Raw genomic sequence first — 15,193 nt, forward strand, 5'->3', positions numbered from 1 at the left:
ATGATTGCGGCATTTTATAATCAATTATAGATTATAAATAACACAATATGGATAATTAGTCTACAATTGATGTAACGACACACCTTCCGATGTTTGGAGTATTTCGTTAATGAAACCACAAAAAATCATTTGGGTCATTGGCCAGAATATCCCTGATTTCTCGCTTCCAGTTGACTTTAAACGCGTTGATTCCATTCACGAACTACCTAAACAGGACGTTTATGCCCTCGTGATTTCCAAATCGGCGGGACAACCCTTTTTACCTGAGTTGGCACAGTTGCGCGCCATGCCGCAATACCGCTTTTTACCCATTTTTTATAATGGCATTCCCGGGCAGGAGCTTAGTGAACTCTTCGATGGCCCCTTTGATGAACAGGTGATTCAGAAGGCGGAGGGCATATACCAGCGTCTGGCCCTCATCACCGAAGCCAATTTAGACACGGAAAGCGATGAGATTATTTTGCTGGTGTATTTGTTTTCTCGCCCGGATTTTAAGCTTAAAGGGTATGTCAATCATCAATCGACGCATATCTTTGATTACCCCCTGTTGACTCTGTTGTTTAATAAAGGCGCGGATTTTGATGCCTGGCGTTTTTTGCAGGATCTGGTGATGCCGGATCTGCTGGCACCGGGTGCATTACTGGATGAAATTCAGACCTGCAATGCCTGCGATTCAGGCTTACTCAACATCAAGCATACCTGCCCAAGCTGCCATTCCATTAATATCAAGCCTCAGAAATTTGTGCATTGCTACACCTGCGGCAAAATAGGGCCTGTGCCTGAATTTTTAAGGCAGGAGCGCCTGGTCTGCAGCCGCTGCAACACCCGCCTGCGCACCCTGGGTGTCGATTACGACAAACCGCTTGAAGACAAGTTGTGCAATGATTGCGGACACTATTTTGCCGAACCGGAGGTCAATCTGGTGTGCCTGGTTTGCCATCGCACCTCCTCAAGCCGTGAACTGGCTTCCCGACGTCTGTATGAATACACCCTCACGCGGCGTGGAGAGTACCTGATACGCGGCATTGAGAAAGGCATTTACCGTAATTTTAATCATTTCTTTAAAGTCATTGACTATGCGGCATTCATGGCCATTGTAGCCTGGCAGGCGAAGCTGGCTGAACGTTACCCCTCCCTGTATTTCAGCGTCATGACCATGCAGATTACCAATGCCGATCAGTTGCTCGAGGAGCAGGGGGTAGTGAATACCGAAAAACTGTTGGGCGAATTGTTCACCAACTTAAGAAAAATATTCCGTGAAAGCGATCTGTCCTCCCGAATTGAAGGGACGATGCTGTTCTTTCTGCCCATGGCGGATGACGAAGGCTGTACCATCTTAGTCGATCGCATCAAGCTGTTTGTGAATCAACTGGCAAAGAACAATAATAATCGCGGCCTGGCTGTTGGACTCAGCTACATCACGTCCACAGAGATGATTAACGCCCAGTTGGAAGGGGAACTGGTTATTAGCGAGTTGCATGCCCGAATTATTGAAAGCAACGTGTGTTTGATTGGTTGTAAAACGGATTGAAAACCTTTTATACTGAGCTAATGGTCAATATCGGTGCAAGCAAATGCCTCTCGACAGTAAACTGTACGGTCAGGCTTCCCCTGTGAATAATCCAGTTAGCGAATCCACGTTTTTTTCCATCACCCATACCCCTTATGAAGGCTCCCTTTACCCTGAAAAATTAAAGCTGTCTGATGTCGCGCAGGGAGGACGCACCGGCGATTGTTATTTTCTGTCGGTTCTGAATGCTATTCTGGCGCTGCCTCACGGCGAGGAATGGATACGGCAGCGAATGATTGAGAGGGACGGACAAATCCATGTGCTCTTTTTTCGAAATGAAAAACCGGAATGGGTGGTGATTGAAAAATCCTTACCCCATTCTCCGGGCTTATTGAGCAGCGGGCCCGCCTGGGTCAGGTTTTGGGAAAAAGCCTATGTGGCCTTTAACGGTGGAAATTACAAGGTATTAAGCAGCGGCGACAGCCGCCAGGTGCTGAGGGCGCTTCTGGGGGATACGTCGATGGCGATAGCGACCACCGTTCAGTCACGAAAGCCGCTTGCTGAACTGTACCAGTCCTCGATAGACGGATGCTCAGGCTGTGACATTTACACCCTGATGTTTCTGTTGCGCCCCTACGATGCCCAAACCAGCGTCGGCAATGTGGTCAATCAGGTATTTCATAAGGATAAAACCCTCCTGAAGGCTTGGTGGGCTTGGGTCGCCCGCAATCAGGATAAATGGCGGCAGTTGCTTGCAAAAGAAAGTATTCTTTATCACGAAACGCTGCTTGATTTTATTGAAAAAGAAAAACGACGGTCCATTGACTCGCCGATGGAAGCCATCAGAGCCGTAGAAAGCTGGCTGGCCGACTGGTGCATTTTACCCCGTAAAATGGGCTACAGTCAGGATGAGTTGAGACTGTATGATGAATTAAAGCAGGCTTTGGACAATGAGAGCCCGGTGGTGGCCAGTCCTGGAGCCAATCCCCCTTGCGGCATTATCATCGAGCACACCTATTCTGTTGTTGGTGTACGCGAAAGCGAGTTAAGCCATCGAAAATTCGTTATTTTAAGAAATCCATACGCTGAAAACCGCTCCTGGTTTTTTAAATTATTTGCAGCCGGCGGGCGGGCCGCGCGGGAATGGAAAAACTCAGAAACCGGTACTGTCGAGTTTAGGATAAGCAGCACAGAGCATTGCACATTTGAAATGGAACTGCATGATTTCGCCCATGCCTTTCTCTACATCGACAAGGGACTGTCGCTCAAGGTTGCACTGGATTCGCAAAACAACTGCAATCTGACGTCCTATGGCTATTAACCCCTGACGCCAGGGGTTAACGTGTTTATACATTGAAACGAAAATGCATGACGTCGCCGTCAGCGACAATGTAATCCTTGCCTTCCAACCGCAGTTTGCCTGCCTCTTTTGCGCCCTGTTCGCCGCGATGGGCAATGAAGGCGTCATAGGCAATGACTTCCGCACGGATAAAGCCTTTCTCAAAGTCCGTATGAATCACGCCGGCCGCCTGAGGAGCCGTGGCGCCTTTACGAACAGTCCAGGCTCGGACTTCCTTCACGCCAGCGGTAAAATAGGTTTGCAGACCCAGTAAATCATAACCGGCGCGAATGACGCGATGAAGTCCCGGCTCGTTTAGACCTAAGTCCGCCATGAATTCCTCACGATCCGCATCGTCCAGTTCCACCAGTTCGGCTTCCGTCGCCGCACACAGGGCAACAACACTGGCTTTTTCTTCGGCAGCCAGTTGTTTGACCTTGTCCAGCAGGGGATTGTTTTCATAACCGTCGTCATTGACGTTGGCAATGTAGAGTACCGGTTTGGCCGTCAGCAGGAAAAAACGGCGAAGCACCGGCCATTCTTCTTCTGTCAGGGACAGGGTTCTTACCGGTAAACCGGCATCCAGTTGCGCTTTGGCCTTTTCGAGAACCTGCTTTTCAAACAGGGCTTCCTTATTGCCGCTTTTACTGTTCTTCACAACTTTAATTAATGCCTTGTCAACGGTATCCATGTCGGCCAGCGCCAACTCGGTATTAATGACTTCGATATCACTTAAAGGGTCAACCCGGCCTTCCACATGAACCACATCTGTGTTTTCGAAACAGCGTACGACATGGGCAATGGCATCGGTTTCGCGGATGTTGGCTAGAAACTGGTTGCCTAAGCCTTCACCGCTGGAAGCCCCCTTGACCAGTCCGGCGATGTCAACAAACTGCATGGTGGCAGGAACTGTCTGTTGCGGCTTAACAATGTCGCTTAAGGCGTCAAGGCGGGGATCAGGAACGGTAACGATACCCACATTCGGCTCAATGGTACAGAAAGGGTAATTGGCCGCTTCGATGCCCGCTTTGGTCAGCGCATTAAACAAGGTTGATTTGCCGACATTCGGTAAACCAACAATTCCACATTTAAATCCCATGGGACAACTCCTAACCTGTCAAATTCAAAAAAAAAACAGCATTACTAGCGGTGTAATAAATTCATGGCGGCGCCAAAATGGCCCTGCATAATAGCAGGGATGACGGCCACGGCCTGTTCAATTGCATCAAAAATCAATTGCCTGTCTTTAGGGCTTGGTTTACCTAACACGTAGTTAAGAACCATGTCCTTATGACCGGGATGCCCTATGCCAATGCGCAAACGATGAAAATCACCGGTGCCGAGCTGAGCAATCATATCGCGCAAGCCATTATGGCCCCCTGGCCCTCCGCCGGTTTTTAACTTGCTGCGCCCCGCAGGCAGGTCCAATTCATCGTGCACCACCAGAATTTCCTGGGGTGCAATGCGGTAAAACTGGCTGATTTCACGCGCAGGCAAACCGCTGTGATTCATAAATGTCAAAGGCAAGGCCAGCTTACAGGGATGCTCACCGATTTCCACCTGTGCCAGTTCGCAATGAAGTTTTTTTTCTGATTTAAACGACGCATTATGGCGATGAGCCAGCGCGTCGACAAACCAGGCACCGGCATTGTGCCGGGTATATTCATAGGCGGAGCCTGGATTACGCAAACCAATAATTAATTTTATGGTCATGGAAGTCTTTAAGAGATTGATAAACCGTCATGTCTGCAAACCGCATCAACGGCCATGCGTTGAGATTGTCAAACGTGTCGCAAAAATCATTCAAGTCTCCGGGGACAAGCGTCCCCGGAAAAAGGTTTCGTACGATTATTCCGCGCCTTCCTCGCCTTCAGCGGAAGTTTCTTCAGTCGCGCCGCCTCGGGGGGCATGAACGCTGACAACAGGCAGGTTATGGCTGCCGTCTTTTAAATCGACCGTCAGCTGAACCCCTTTGGGCAGCTTTAAATCAGCCAGATGCACCACATCATCCAGACCGACATCGGTCATGTCCACTTCGATGAACTCAGGCAGATCTTTCACTTTGCAGCGGATTTCAAGCTGAGTCATGCTGTGGTTGATGATACCGCCGGCTTTTACGCCTCTGCAGGTGTCTTCATGAATGAAGTGGAGGGGAACGTTTTTAACCAGCACGTCTTTTGCCGAAACGCGTTGCAGGTCCATGTGCATGATAACAGGCTTATAGGGGTGGCGCTGCAGGTCTTTTAAAATGACATGCTCAACCTTGCCATCGACAACGAGATCAAACACGCTGGAATAAATGCTTTCGCTTTCCAGGGCTTTAACGACTTTATTGTGCAATAAATGAATGGCTTGAGGCTTTTTATCGCCGCCATACAGAATACCCGGCACTTTATTTTCCAGTCGACGCAGGCGGCGGCTCGCACCTTTCCCCATGTCGACTCTTGCTTGTGCTTCCAGAACGATAGATGACATATAAAACTCCAAATTAAAGTAAATTCCCCGTTTAACCCGCGACCAGGGTAAATCCTGAAAGTACAGGATGGGGTGGCGTAGTATACAATAATTTAAAATCAACTTGAAGTCGCAGCGTTAATTTCATAGAATATGCAACTTTGTTGAACTTGTGAAAGCCAAAGAGGCCAGTGGAGATATAGTTATGTATGCGGTAATCAAGACCGGCGGTAAGCAATACCGCGTCAAAGAGGGTGACATTCTTAAGCTGGAAATGCTGCCTGGTGATGTAGGCAGTGAGATAAGCTTCGCTGACGTGTTAATGCTTGCAGACGGCGATAAGTTTACTTATGGCGCGCCACTGGTGAAAAAGGCCGTTGTTAAAGCGGAAGTGCTCGATCACGGTCGTCACAAGAAAGTTAAGATTATCAAGTTTCGTCGTCGTAAGCACCACATGAAACAAATGGGTCATCGACAATATTATACGCAGGTCAAAATTACTGCGATTAGCAAGTAAGAGGGGAAACTAATGGCTCATAAAAAAGCAGGCGGTAGTACACGCAACGGCCGCGACTCGAATCCTAAGTACCTTGGTGTCAAGCGTTATGGCGGGCAGCTCGTCAATGCGGGTGAAATTCTGGTACGTCAACGCGGTACTCGTTTCCACGCCGGTGAAGGCGTAGGTTGTGGTCGTGACCATACCTTGTACGCTCTAGTTGGTGGACGCGTTGAATTCATTGTTCGTGGCGCCAAAAACCGCAAATTTGTTAAAATTATTGCGGTAGAAAATTAATCCTGCACAGCTCGGTATTCCAGACCACTCGGTTGGTCTGATTACTGAAGTCGTGTTTTAAGCCCCGCTGTAAGGGGCTTTTTTCGTTTAAGAGATGATGTCACCATGAAATTTGTCGACGAGGCAATCATTAAAGTAGAAGCAGGAAATGGCGGCCATGGTTGCTTAAGTTTCAGGCGCGAAAAATTCGTTCCCAAAGGCGGTCCTGACGGCGGTGACGGCGGTGACGGCGGCAGTGTGTTTCTTGAAGCGACCTCTGATTTAAATACCCTGGTGGATTTTCGCTATCAGCGTCACTACAAGGCTCAGAATGGCCAACCGGGTATGGGAGGTAACTGTACCGGTAAAAAAGGGGATGATTTGATCATTAAGGTTCCGGTCGGCACCATGGTCTTTGATATCGATACGCAGGAATTAATCGGCGATATTAAACAGGCGGGCGATCGTTTGTTGATAGCCCAGGGCGGTTTCCATGGCTTGGGGAATACCCGCTTTAAAAGCAGTGTGAATCGTGCGCCAAGACAAACAACCCAGGGCACACCGGGTGAAGCACGTCACTTACGTCTGGAGTTACGGGTTCTCGCCGATGTGGGTCTCCTGGGTCTTCCCAATGCCGGCAAATCCACCTTGATTCGCGCCGTATCCAGCGCCAAGCCCAAGGTGGCGGATTATCCCTTTACCACCCTGCATCCGGGCCTTGGCGTGGTGGATGTTTCTTCCCACAAAAGTTTTGTCATGGCGGATATTCCAGGCCTGATTGAAGGCGCGGCGGAAGGGGCGGGCCTTGGGCATCGCTTCTTAAAGCATTTATCCCGCACCTGCATTTTACTTCATATGGTGGATATTGCGCCGCTGGATGGCAGTGATCCAGTCGTTTCTGCTAAAGCGATTATTAATGAACTGGCAGAATACGATCCAGAACTGGTGCATAAACCCCGTTGGCTGGTTTTAAATAAAATGGACATGCTCCCTGATGATGAAACAAGGCAGCAGGCCATAGACCACGTGGTTAAAGGCCTGAATTGGAAGGGCAAGGTGTACACTGTTTCAGCCATTAAAGGCGACGGCACCAGGCAGCTATGTTACGACCTCATGCAACTCATTGATGAGATGAAAGAGGCGGAAACTCAACCACTCCGCGGCGATGTGGACGACTAGCGGACTGCGATAGGGCAATTCCCGGCATTCCTGTCCCTGCCTTTTTGCTGAGGTGTAGGCAATTCTGACTTCTGTGGTGGTACCTGTGTCCTGCTGGTGCCAGTATTCCTCTAAGCCGGTGATGTGAAAGTGCAGCGGTTGCGGTGTCTGGCTGTTGAATGCCAGCAACGGGTAATTCTCAGGCTGCTGCAACAGGCGTTGCAAAACACCACCGGTCGCGTCATCCTGAATGGAAAGGTGTACGTTCCTGGCAATGATAAGATCGCATAAGGCTTCTGATGCTTTTTTTTCGGTGGTGGCAATGGTGTGCGGTGCGACAATGGGTTCAATGATGTCCCTGACCTTTTCAACCAGTGATTCGCGGCATCGGACTTTGCATTCCACATAAGGGGTTTCAAGGCGGTAGCCTGTTTCACAATCAAGCGCCTGGACAGCCTCATCAATCTGTTGGGCAATTTGACTCTCTGCCACACCAAAAACGCGCCATTTTAACAGGGTTTTATCCGTATGGGCTGAGGTTTGCAAAAGAGGCAGCACATGCTGGTTGAACATGGGCAGGCATTCCCGGGGCGGGCCAGGAAGCAGAATCAGTAATTTGTTTTGCCAATAACAATAGCAGCCCATGGCTGTGCCATTGGGGTTAGGCAGCAAGGTAGCCCCGGGAGGAAAAAGGGCCTGTTGCTGATTGCCGGTGCTTAAACTTAAGGCACTGTGGCGCAGCCGTTTCTGAATGTGTTCCAGCGCTTCAGGGAATTTTTCTAAACCGACTCCCATCAGGCGGGCAAGGGCATAGCGGGTACGATCGTCTGATGTAGGGCCAAGGCCGCCCGTGATTAAAATAATATCATGTTGACTGGCGAGGTAACTTAAGGATTGATAAATCTGCGTTTCATCGTCGCCGCAGGTCATGTGCAGACCCAATGCCAGGCCTTCCGCATGCAGGGCATGAGCAATTTGCTGACCATTGGTGTTGAGCGTATCCCCGATGACAATTTCATCGCCAGTGGCTAGCAGTGCTGCGGTCATTGAGCTTACTCCTTTTCGACTTCAACCTGGTGGATGGTAACCTGTTGCACAGGCATTTCAATGCCCTGTTCATCAAAAACGCGTTTGATTTTTTCCTGCAGGCTGTTTTTTATGGTTTGCAAATCGCCGTTTTGAGCCCAGACCATCAATTTTAACTGCACGGCGTAATCGGCAAAATTGTCAATAATGACCATGGGTTCAGGCTCTTTCAGCACACTTTCGCAGGTTTCAGCTACGCCTTTAAGCAGTTGCTTGACCTGTTCAATGTTGCACTGATAGCTTACACCCAACAGCACGTCGATACGACGAGTCATAAAATAACTGAGGTTAAAGATTTCCGATTTCATCATCGATTCGTTAGGAATACGAACCAGCGTATTGTCAGACGTGCGTAATTTGGATGAAAGCAGGTCAATGGACTCCACCGTTCCGCGAATGGTTTTCACTTCGATGGTGTCGCCGACTTTAAAGGGTCTTTCAAACAGCAGAAAAATACCACTGATTAAATTGGATGCGGCAGTTTGCGAAGCAAAACTCACGGCCACCGTGAAAACACCGGCTGCACCCAGCAGGACACTGAGATTAAAGCCAAGGTGCTGCAGGCCAGTGACAAAGAACATAATAAAGATGAGGTAAAATGTAGCGCGTCGAACCAGTTGCGCGTGATGGCGCGAAAAGCGTTGAGCAATGGGAATGGCAACAAAATGACTCACCTTTTTTGCCAGGAAATAACCAAATACGAAAAGCCCCAGCGAATAGGCGAGGCTGATTAATTTAGCGGAATGGATAAACGTCATATCTCTCTCTAAACGGGTATTGCCGCCGCAGGGGCAGGCAATGATGAAATCGAACGGGAATCCTTGCCGATACCGGGATGATGGAGCAGGAAGTGTTGTAAATCTTCCGGCGTCCCTAATCCCCACATGGCGTCCACTGCATAGGCTTTAAATTTCATGCCTTCTGTGATGCCTTCGTTATACACCGGCGCCACATAAAATTCATTATTGACGCGGATGTTCTTCGCGATCATCTGACGGGCATGGCGAACATAGTCTTTGCCGCGGGTCCAATAATAAATGCCGACCGTGGCCTGATTGGAAATGACTTCCTTTTCCCGCAGCTGGGTGACATTGCCCAATTCATCCACTCGGATATAGCTCCACTTCGGGTGGGTGCTTTCAAACGTGAGTATACCCCCATCGACATGCGGTGCGTTCATGGCATGGAAGAAGGCGCCGCTTTCCCATTCCACGTATTGATCCGAATTGGCAATCAACAACGGCGCGTCATTGTCAATGCAGTCGGCAGCCAGTAGAGTACTGCAGCAGGCCCCCTCCGTAATGCCGTCGGTGATAAGGATGCGGCAGCCAGGCGCAATGATTTTAAGCAATGACTCCAGATGATAGGTCTCATAATGGTCGCGCCTGACAATAAAGATAAAATTCGCCTGAACATTGAGATTTTCGACAGCCAACTGAATCATCGGTTTATCGCCAATGCTGATAAGCGGCTTTGGAAACGTAAAGCCGGCATTGACAAAACGGCTGCCGGCACCGGACATGGGAATGACCACATTCAGGCTGTCGTCATGCCATTTGGCGGATTGCACGCGGCGTTGCATGTCCTGATAAATTTTAGTGATGCACACTTCCGCTGGACTTTTCACCGCGCAAAGGTTAGCGCCGGACGACAAAGCGGCGGTACGGCCCACGTAGGAATCTTCAACAATCAACGTTTCCTTGGGCAGTACTTTTTCCTTCATCATCGCAAGCCAATACATTTCCGGATGGGGTTTGGCGGACAGCACATCCTGATTGGAAATGAAATAATCAACGTATTGCATAAGCCCCATTTTCAGCAGGACCAGTTTGATGGTTTCACGGATGGAATTGGAGCAGACATAAATTTTTAAGCCATCCGCCTTAAGCCGCTGGAACAAGGCTGTGATTTGCGGATCAGGTTCAAGCATTTCATCAATGACCTGAAACGTGAGGGCTTGTTTTTTATGCCAGATGGATTGATGAAAGCTGACATCAAGCCCGCGTTGCTCGCTCAATAATTCCAATTTGCGCTGCGTACTTAAGCCGTCAAACAATTGCAGGTGATCTTTTTTACTGATGACATAACGCTCATCCACTTCAGCCAAAGCGCGATTTAAGGCGACAAAGTGATGCTCGCGGGAATCAACCAGCACGCCATCCAAATCAAAAATCACCAGTTTGATATTCATTCTTATTACTCCATTACGTCTTTTTGGCGATCAAGGTAGGGAATCAGTTCCCGACAATGCTTCATTATTTGCTCATGTATTGGCGGCAGCGTCAGGTAGTCGCCGTAGAGTTGAGTCAGTATGGCTTCCGCCTGATTAATAATGTTGAACTCGGCGGATTCAAAGCGTGCCCGTTTTAAGGGGTAGATGGCCGTTAGCGGCAGCAGATTGCTGTTCACGCAATCAAAGCCATAGCCTGAATAAGGGCTCCTGCTGGCATTGGCTCGGCGGATAATTCCTTCAAGCAGCGAATCGAGCCAGTGTTTGGGGATAAACTGGCCGAGCAGTTCATAAAGGCGTGCATGCCCTCCCAGGGGCAAGGGACAGTATTTATGGCGGCTTAGGCGCACTGTTTTTTTGGCAAGCCATTTGTAAAGTTTTCTTTTAACCGGATTGGCGGGCATGTGATCATAGACAAACACATCGATGAAGATCCCCTGTTGGTAGGGTTCATTCCCTTGTTCATGCCATTCAATGAAACGGCTGTCTTTATCGCGAATCTTTAAAGGAACGGCAAGATTATAATAACCCGGATCTGTTTGTGCTGTTTGCAGCCACAGGTGCTCAGGAAGCAGGGCGGGCGCCAAGCGAAGGAATTTTTCATAGCTTTGGCGGGGCATGGAAATGTCCATGTCGTCATCCCAGGGAATAAAACCCTGATGACGCACCGCACCCAGCAGCGTTCCCCCCTCCAGCCAGTAATCCAGTTCATGCTGCCGGCAAATGCTATCGACGATTTTAAGCATCTCGAGCATTTTTAATTGTGCCTGCCGCAACCGGCCATCCTGTTGAGCATTATCAGCAGCGGCAGAGAAGGTGATCCCGGGTTGATGCAGCATGAAAGTTCCTTATTCGGGTAAAGAAAAGAGTATACCTGTTATCAGGATGTCTGGGTATAGAACCAGGGCTACCGACGTTGCTCAAGCGATTCGGTTAGCCGCCTCAATTCATCCGCCTGGTCGCCAAATGGCTCAAGGGAGGCGAATGCCAGGGAATAATGGTGTTTAATCAACGATTGCAATTCGGCTTGGCTGTGCAGCGCAGCAAAGGTCATTTTCTCGTTTTCCAAATCGGAAGCCCGTCCCTTACCGTGGGTTTTTTCCGCGTACTGGTCCAGGTAATCATCCTGCATTTGAAAAACGAGACCCAGATGGGTTGCGAACTCACGAATGGCTTGAGCAGCGTCCGGTTTGACATCTTTTGCAGCGGCAAGAGGCATGGTGGCGCAGGCAAGAATCAGTTGGCCGGTTTTGAGTGAATGGATAAAACGCAGGCGTTCCTCATCGATCCCACGCTGGCTTAACTCGCTTAAATCGAGGCATTGGCCGCTGACCATGCCTGAGACGCCACTGGCTTTCGTCAGTGCATTTGCCACGGCAATCACTTGCGCGGCGGTCAGGTAAGCCGGCAGTTTATTCAAAAGAATTTCAACCGCCATGCCCTGCAGGCCATCGCCTGCCAATATCGCGGTCGCCTCGTCAAAGGCTTTGTGGCAACTGGGTTTGCCGCGGCGCATGTCGTCGTCATCCATGGCCGGTAAATCATCATGAATCAGGGAATAGGCGTGCGTCAACTCAATCGCGGCGGCCAGGATGTCCAGGCAGTCGAGGTCGATTTTCAACAGTTGACCAATGAGATAAACCAATACCGGCCGTAAACGTTTTCCGCCGGGAAACAGAGCATAGGTAATGGCTTCTTTCAGGCGCGGGGCCGCGATATCATAGCCGGCCAGTAACTGTTTTAAGTAGTCATCATGCCGATGGGCGTGGCGTTCCAGGATTTTATTGATCATCGGAAGGATCATCGACAGAAATTAAATGGTGGCTGGTCAGCATTTCAATTTTCTGCTCAGCCTGAGTCAATACTTCCTGGCATTGACGGGCCAAAGCAATGCCTTTTTCAAATTGCTTAAGCGAGTCTTCCAGGGACAATTCCCCTTTTTCAAGCTGCTGGACGATGGCTTCCAGCTCGCTGATTGATTGTTCAAACTGAACTGGTTGGGTCATGGGCAAACCTTCTCGATAAAAGAGGGAGTATAGCTTTTTAGTTTAAAGTTTCAACGGGTTCTGTGAGAATCCCTGGACTCACAGCCCCGTTCCCGAAGCAGGTCGCAAGGAAACTTTTTTATAACAGGGCATTGAACTGTAGACGCGTTGCGATTAAGCCGGGTACTTAAACCAGGCGGGCAATACCTTGTTTAAATACACCATGAATTTCCATAGGCCAACCTGTGATTCCACGCTGCCGTAAGGATCCGCCTTGTGCTCGGGAAACGCGATGCCCAAACCGAACAGGCCGGGACCAATGATGCCGACATGGGGATTGTAAGGCGCCTGCTCGTAATCGCCGATGACTAAATTTTTTCGCCGTGAAAAGCCAACGGCATAAATCACCTGATGGCATTCGGGCAGGTAGCGGGCAATGTTGGGTTCGCTGGTGTTGTAGCGGACTAAGTTGGCAGGCAGGGTGCCGTCAATGTTTTCCCGGGCCCAGGCCGCAGTTTCGCCTTTAAGACCGGTGTTATCAAAAAGAATCCAGTCACCCATTTCCACGGCATAGCGGCAGGGGGATCGGTAAAAGTTAATGATTTTTTTAACCCCCAGTTCCACCAGATGGCGCACGACAATAATGGCTGAGTGCGATGAGCCGAAGACGCCATAAGTGTGTTCCCTGTTCACCGCGTCGGAGAGTTTGGGTTTGTCAATGGCTGTCTCAAAGGGCATGACATCGACGCCCGCATGGTTAAGACTTGAGGGCACAGCGCCCGTGGCGAGAATCACATTGTTTGCTTTAAAGGAATCCTTGCCGTTGTCCAGGGACCAGGTTCGTCGGGTTAAGGCCATGGTATGGATGGTGGTTTTGACGCTGTGCACATCGCGGCGCAGGTGATCGCTAATCCATTGCAGAGGCTCAACAATGTATTTCAGGGTACAGGTCGACTCCGGAGGCAATTGATTCAAGCGAAAGTCAGGCGCATCATTGTAGCGAAAGGAGGCGGCATCGTTTAAAAAATCAATAAACCGTTTAACGCTGGTATTGCTGGACACATTGGACCACAATTGCCCAAGATCACCCACGTTAAACTGGGGGTCCAACCATAAAATACTGGCCGGCTTAATGCCGTGATCCAGCAATTTGCCCACTGCGGCAATGCCGGCAGGCCCGGCGCCAACGACAGCCCATTCAAAACTTGTCTTGCTCATGGTTATTTTTCCCGATGACCTGATTTGCTAATTTACACCACTTGAGAAAGAATACAAAAAATTTAACACGTTCAGGTTTCTTTAAACGCAATGAAAACAAAAACCCGATATGTATGCAATCACTGCGGAGCGGTGTTCTCGCAATGGGCCGGACAATGCGCCCAGTGCGGTGTCTGGAATGGGGTCACGGAAGAAAGCCTTGCCTCAGGCGGGCGCACCAGCAGGCTGGGTCATTATGCCAATCAGCGTTCCGCTGTCACGGCAGTGGAGGAGGTGGTGCTGCATACCGAAGTCCGTATGGATTGCGGTCTGTCGGAATTGAATCGCGTGTTAGGCGGTGGATTGGTGGATGGTTCAGTGGTGTTAATCGGCGGCGATCCGGGAATTGGCAAATCCACCCTGCTTATTCAGACGTTGGCCAATTTGTCGCAGGAGCACAAGGTCCTTTATGTTACCGGCGAGGAATCCCTGCAGCAGGTCGCCATGCGGGCACGGCGTCTGCAATTGCCGCTGGCCGGTTTACGACTTCTGGCGGAGACCCAGGTGGAAACCATCATCGACCATGCAAGAAAGGAAACGCCTCGCATTCTGGTGGTGGATTCCGTGCAGACCATCTTCACTGACTCCATTACTTCCGCACCCGGGGGGGTAAGTCAGGTGCGCGAATCAGCCGCGCAATTGGTGCGTTTTGCCAAAATGACGAATACCGCTGTTTTTCTGGTTGGGCATGTGACGAAAGAGGGGGCCTTGGCCGGGCCTCGGGTTCTGGAGCACATGGTCGATACCGTGCTTTATTTTGAAGGGCAGAGCGATAGCCGTTTCCGTGTGATACGCGCCATTAAAAACCGCTTTGGCGCCGTCAATGAGCTGGGTATTTTTGCCATGACTGATCGCGGATTGAAAGAAGTAGCCAACCCCTCAGCCATTTTCTTATCCCGTCAACCGGAAACAACGCCGGGCAGTGCGGTGATGGTTACCTGGGAGGGATCGCGTCCCATGCTGGTGGAGGTTCAGGCGCTGGTGGATGAGGCGCATGGCCAACAGGCCAAACGCATCACCGCCGGCCTTGAACACAACCGTCTGGCCATTCTGCTGGCCGTGCTGCACCGTCATGGCGGTGTGGCGACTTTTGATCAGGACGTGTTTATTAATGTCGTCGGCGGAGTAAAAGTGACCGAAACCGGCAGTGATTTGGCCTTACTGGCGGCTGTGGTCTCCAGTTTACGCAACAGAGCGGTTGACCGTGAAACCATCGTTTTCGGCGAAGTGGGTTTAGCCGGTGAGATAAGGCCGGTACAAAGCGGGCAGGAACGTTTGCGTGAAGCGTCGAAGCATGGGTTTAAGCGCGCCATCATTCCGTTGGCTAACGCGCCAAAACAGCCCCTGTCCATGGAGGTCATTGCTGTGAAACACCTTCAGGAAGTCCTGGCGCAGTTGTAAT

At 50.1% G+C, this 15,193-nt stretch carries 16 protein-coding genes; 6 read left to right on the forward strand and 10 right to left on the reverse strand.

Going from position 1 to position 15,193, the window contains the following annotated elements; translation table 11 throughout:
- The first annotated feature begins 109 nt into the window (after window positions 1-109).
- Both Lrub_RS04475 and Lrub_RS04480 read left to right on the forward strand, forming a co-directional pair.
- Window positions 110-1,531, forward strand: coding sequence for a TackOD1 domain-containing metal-binding protein (locus Lrub_RS04475; RefSeq protein WP_058530993.1), 1,422 nt, complete (start codon window positions 110-112; stop codon window positions 1,529-1,531).
- Between the two features lie 43 nt (window positions 1,532-1,574).
- A complete protein-coding gene (locus Lrub_RS04480; RefSeq protein ID WP_058530994.1) occupies window positions 1,575-2,831 on the forward strand; it encodes a C2 family cysteine protease in 1,257 nt (418 codons plus the stop codon).
- Window positions 2,832-2,856: 25 nt separating this feature from the next.
- Here Lrub_RS04480 and ychF read toward each other — a convergent pair whose 3' ends face one another.
- The 3 genes from ychF to Lrub_RS04495 form a co-directional block, all read right to left on the reverse strand.
- Window positions 2,857-3,948 (reverse strand): redox-regulated ATPase YchF, encoded by a 1,092-nt coding sequence (ychF, locus tag Lrub_RS04485; RefSeq protein ID WP_058530995.1) that lies wholly within the window; start codon window positions 3,946-3,948, stop codon window positions 2,857-2,859.
- Between the two features lie 44 nt (window positions 3,949-3,992).
- Entirely contained in the window at window positions 3,993-4,562 is a 570-nt protein-coding gene (gene pth, locus Lrub_RS04490; protein ID WP_058530996.1) for an aminoacyl-tRNA hydrolase, read from the reverse strand.
- 135 nt (window positions 4,563-4,697) lie between these two features.
- Complete coding sequence (locus Lrub_RS04495; protein WP_058530997.1) at window positions 4,698-5,324, reverse strand: 50S ribosomal protein L25/general stress protein Ctc; 627 nt, start codon at window positions 5,322-5,324, stop codon at window positions 4,698-4,700.
- A gap of 184 nt (window positions 5,325-5,508) precedes the next feature.
- On the opposite strand from Lrub_RS04495, the gene rplU reads away from it, so the two are divergent.
- The 3 genes from rplU (at window position 5,509) to cgtA (ending at window position 7,254) form a co-directional block, all read left to right on the forward strand.
- Window positions 5,509-5,820, forward strand: coding sequence for a 50S ribosomal protein L21 (gene rplU / locus Lrub_RS04500; RefSeq protein WP_058526811.1), 312 nt, complete (start codon window positions 5,509-5,511; stop codon window positions 5,818-5,820).
- 12 nt (window positions 5,821-5,832) lie between these two features.
- Window positions 5,833-6,096, forward strand: a complete 264-nt coding sequence (gene rpmA / locus Lrub_RS04505; RefSeq protein ID WP_058530998.1) for a 50S ribosomal protein L27 — start codon at window positions 5,833-5,835, stop codon at window positions 6,094-6,096.
- 105 nt (window positions 6,097-6,201) lie between these two features.
- Window positions 6,202-7,254 (forward strand): Obg family GTPase CgtA, encoded by a 1,053-nt coding sequence (gene cgtA, locus Lrub_RS04510; RefSeq protein WP_058530999.1) that lies wholly within the window; start codon window positions 6,202-6,204, stop codon window positions 7,252-7,254.
- Here cgtA and Lrub_RS04515 read toward each other — a convergent pair.
- From Lrub_RS04515 to Lrub_RS04545, 7 genes are all read right to left on the reverse strand, one after another.
- Complete coding sequence (locus tag Lrub_RS04515; protein ID WP_058531000.1) at window positions 7,174-8,280, reverse strand: competence/damage-inducible protein A; 1,107 nt, start codon at window positions 8,278-8,280, stop codon at window positions 7,174-7,176. The genes cgtA and Lrub_RS04515 overlap by 81 nt on opposite strands.
- A 5-nt stretch (window positions 8,281-8,285) precedes the next feature.
- Window positions 8,286-9,077 carry a mechanosensitive ion channel family protein gene (locus tag Lrub_RS04520; protein ID WP_058531001.1) on the reverse strand — a complete coding sequence of 264 codons (792 nt, stop codon included), beginning with the start codon at window positions 9,075-9,077 and terminating at the stop codon, window positions 8,286-8,288.
- 8 nt (window positions 9,078-9,085) lie between these two features.
- Complete coding sequence (locus Lrub_RS14530; protein WP_082651440.1) at window positions 9,086-10,510, reverse strand: HAD-IA family hydrolase; 1,425 nt, start codon at window positions 10,508-10,510, stop codon at window positions 9,086-9,088.
- Window positions 10,511-10,515: 5 nt separating this feature from the next.
- A complete protein-coding gene (locus tag Lrub_RS04530; RefSeq protein WP_058531002.1) occupies window positions 10,516-11,388 on the reverse strand; it encodes a LicD family protein in 873 nt (290 codons plus the stop codon).
- Between the two features lie 68 nt (window positions 11,389-11,456).
- A complete protein-coding gene (locus tag Lrub_RS04535) occupies window positions 11,457-12,341 on the reverse strand; it encodes a polyprenyl synthetase family protein (protein WP_133134003.1) in 885 nt (294 codons plus the stop codon).
- Complete coding sequence (locus Lrub_RS04540) at window positions 12,331-12,555, reverse strand: exodeoxyribonuclease VII small subunit (protein WP_058531003.1); 225 nt, start codon at window positions 12,553-12,555, stop codon at window positions 12,331-12,333. The genes Lrub_RS04535 and Lrub_RS04540 overlap by 11 nt, the downstream gene beginning before the upstream one ends.
- Before the next feature lie 153 nt (window positions 12,556-12,708).
- A complete protein-coding gene (locus Lrub_RS04545) occupies window positions 12,709-13,752 on the reverse strand; it encodes an FAD-dependent oxidoreductase (protein ID WP_058531004.1) in 1,044 nt (347 codons plus the stop codon).
- Between the two features lie 90 nt (window positions 13,753-13,842).
- Between Lrub_RS04545 and radA the strand changes: the two genes are divergently transcribed.
- Window positions 13,843-15,192 (forward strand): DNA repair protein RadA, encoded by a 1,350-nt coding sequence (gene radA, locus Lrub_RS04550; protein WP_058531005.1) that lies wholly within the window; start codon window positions 13,843-13,845, stop codon window positions 15,190-15,192.
- The last annotated feature ends 1 nt before the right edge of the window (window position 15,193 follow it).

The organism is Legionella rubrilucens, from assembly GCF_001468125.1.
GTDB lineage: Bacteria > Pseudomonadota > Gammaproteobacteria > Legionellales > Legionellaceae > Legionella_C > Legionella_C rubrilucens.

Coding starts and splice junctions, on each gene's coding strand:
- Lrub_RS04480 (WP_058530994.1), top strand. CDS start 1,575: ATGCCTCTCGACAGTAAACTGTACGGTCAGGCTTCCCCTGTGAATAAT.
- rpmA (WP_058530998.1), top strand. CDS start 5,833: ATGGCTCATAAAAAAGCAGGCGGTAGTACACGCAACGGCCGCGACTCG.
- cgtA (WP_058530999.1), top strand. CDS start 6,202: ATGAAATTTGTCGACGAGGCAATCATTAAAGTAGAAGCAGGAAATGGC.
- Lrub_RS04520 (WP_058531001.1), bottom strand. CDS start 9,077: ATGACGTTTATCCATTCCGCTAAATTAATCAGCCTCGCCTATTCGCTG.
- Lrub_RS04475 (WP_058530993.1), top strand. CDS start 110: ATGAAACCACAAAAAATCATTTGGGTCATTGGCCAGAATATCCCTGAT.
- pth (WP_058530996.1), bottom strand. CDS start 4,562: ATGACCATAAAATTAATTATTGGTTTGCGTAATCCAGGCTCCGCCTAT.
- Lrub_RS04545 (WP_058531004.1), bottom strand. CDS start 13,752: ATGAGCAAGACAAGTTTTGAATGGGCTGTCGTTGGCGCCGGGCCTGCC.
- ychF (WP_058530995.1), bottom strand. CDS start 3,948: ATGGGATTTAAATGTGGAATTGTTGGTTTACCGAATGTCGGCAAATCA.
- Lrub_RS04495 (WP_058530997.1), bottom strand. CDS start 5,324: ATGTCATCTATCGTTCTGGAAGCACAAGCAAGAGTCGACATGGGGAAA.
- Lrub_RS04540 (WP_058531003.1), bottom strand. CDS start 12,555: ATGACCCAACCAGTTCAGTTTGAACAATCAATCAGCGAGCTGGAAGCC.
- Lrub_RS04515 (WP_058531000.1), bottom strand. CDS start 8,280: ATGACCGCAGCACTGCTAGCCACTGGCGATGAAATTGTCATCGGGGAT.
- Lrub_RS04530 (WP_058531002.1), bottom strand. CDS start 11,388: ATGCTGCATCAACCCGGGATCACCTTCTCTGCCGCTGCTGATAATGCT.
- Lrub_RS14530 (WP_082651440.1), bottom strand. CDS start 10,510: ATGAATATCAAACTGGTGATTTTTGATTTGGATGGCGTGCTGGTTGAT.
- Lrub_RS04535 (WP_133134003.1), bottom strand. CDS start 12,341: ATGATCAATAAAATCCTGGAACGCCACGCCCATCGGCATGATGACTAC.
- radA (WP_058531005.1), top strand. CDS start 13,843: ATGAAAACAAAAACCCGATATGTATGCAATCACTGCGGAGCGGTGTTC.
- rplU (WP_058526811.1), top strand. CDS start 5,509: ATGTATGCGGTAATCAAGACCGGCGGTAAGCAATACCGCGTCAAAGAG.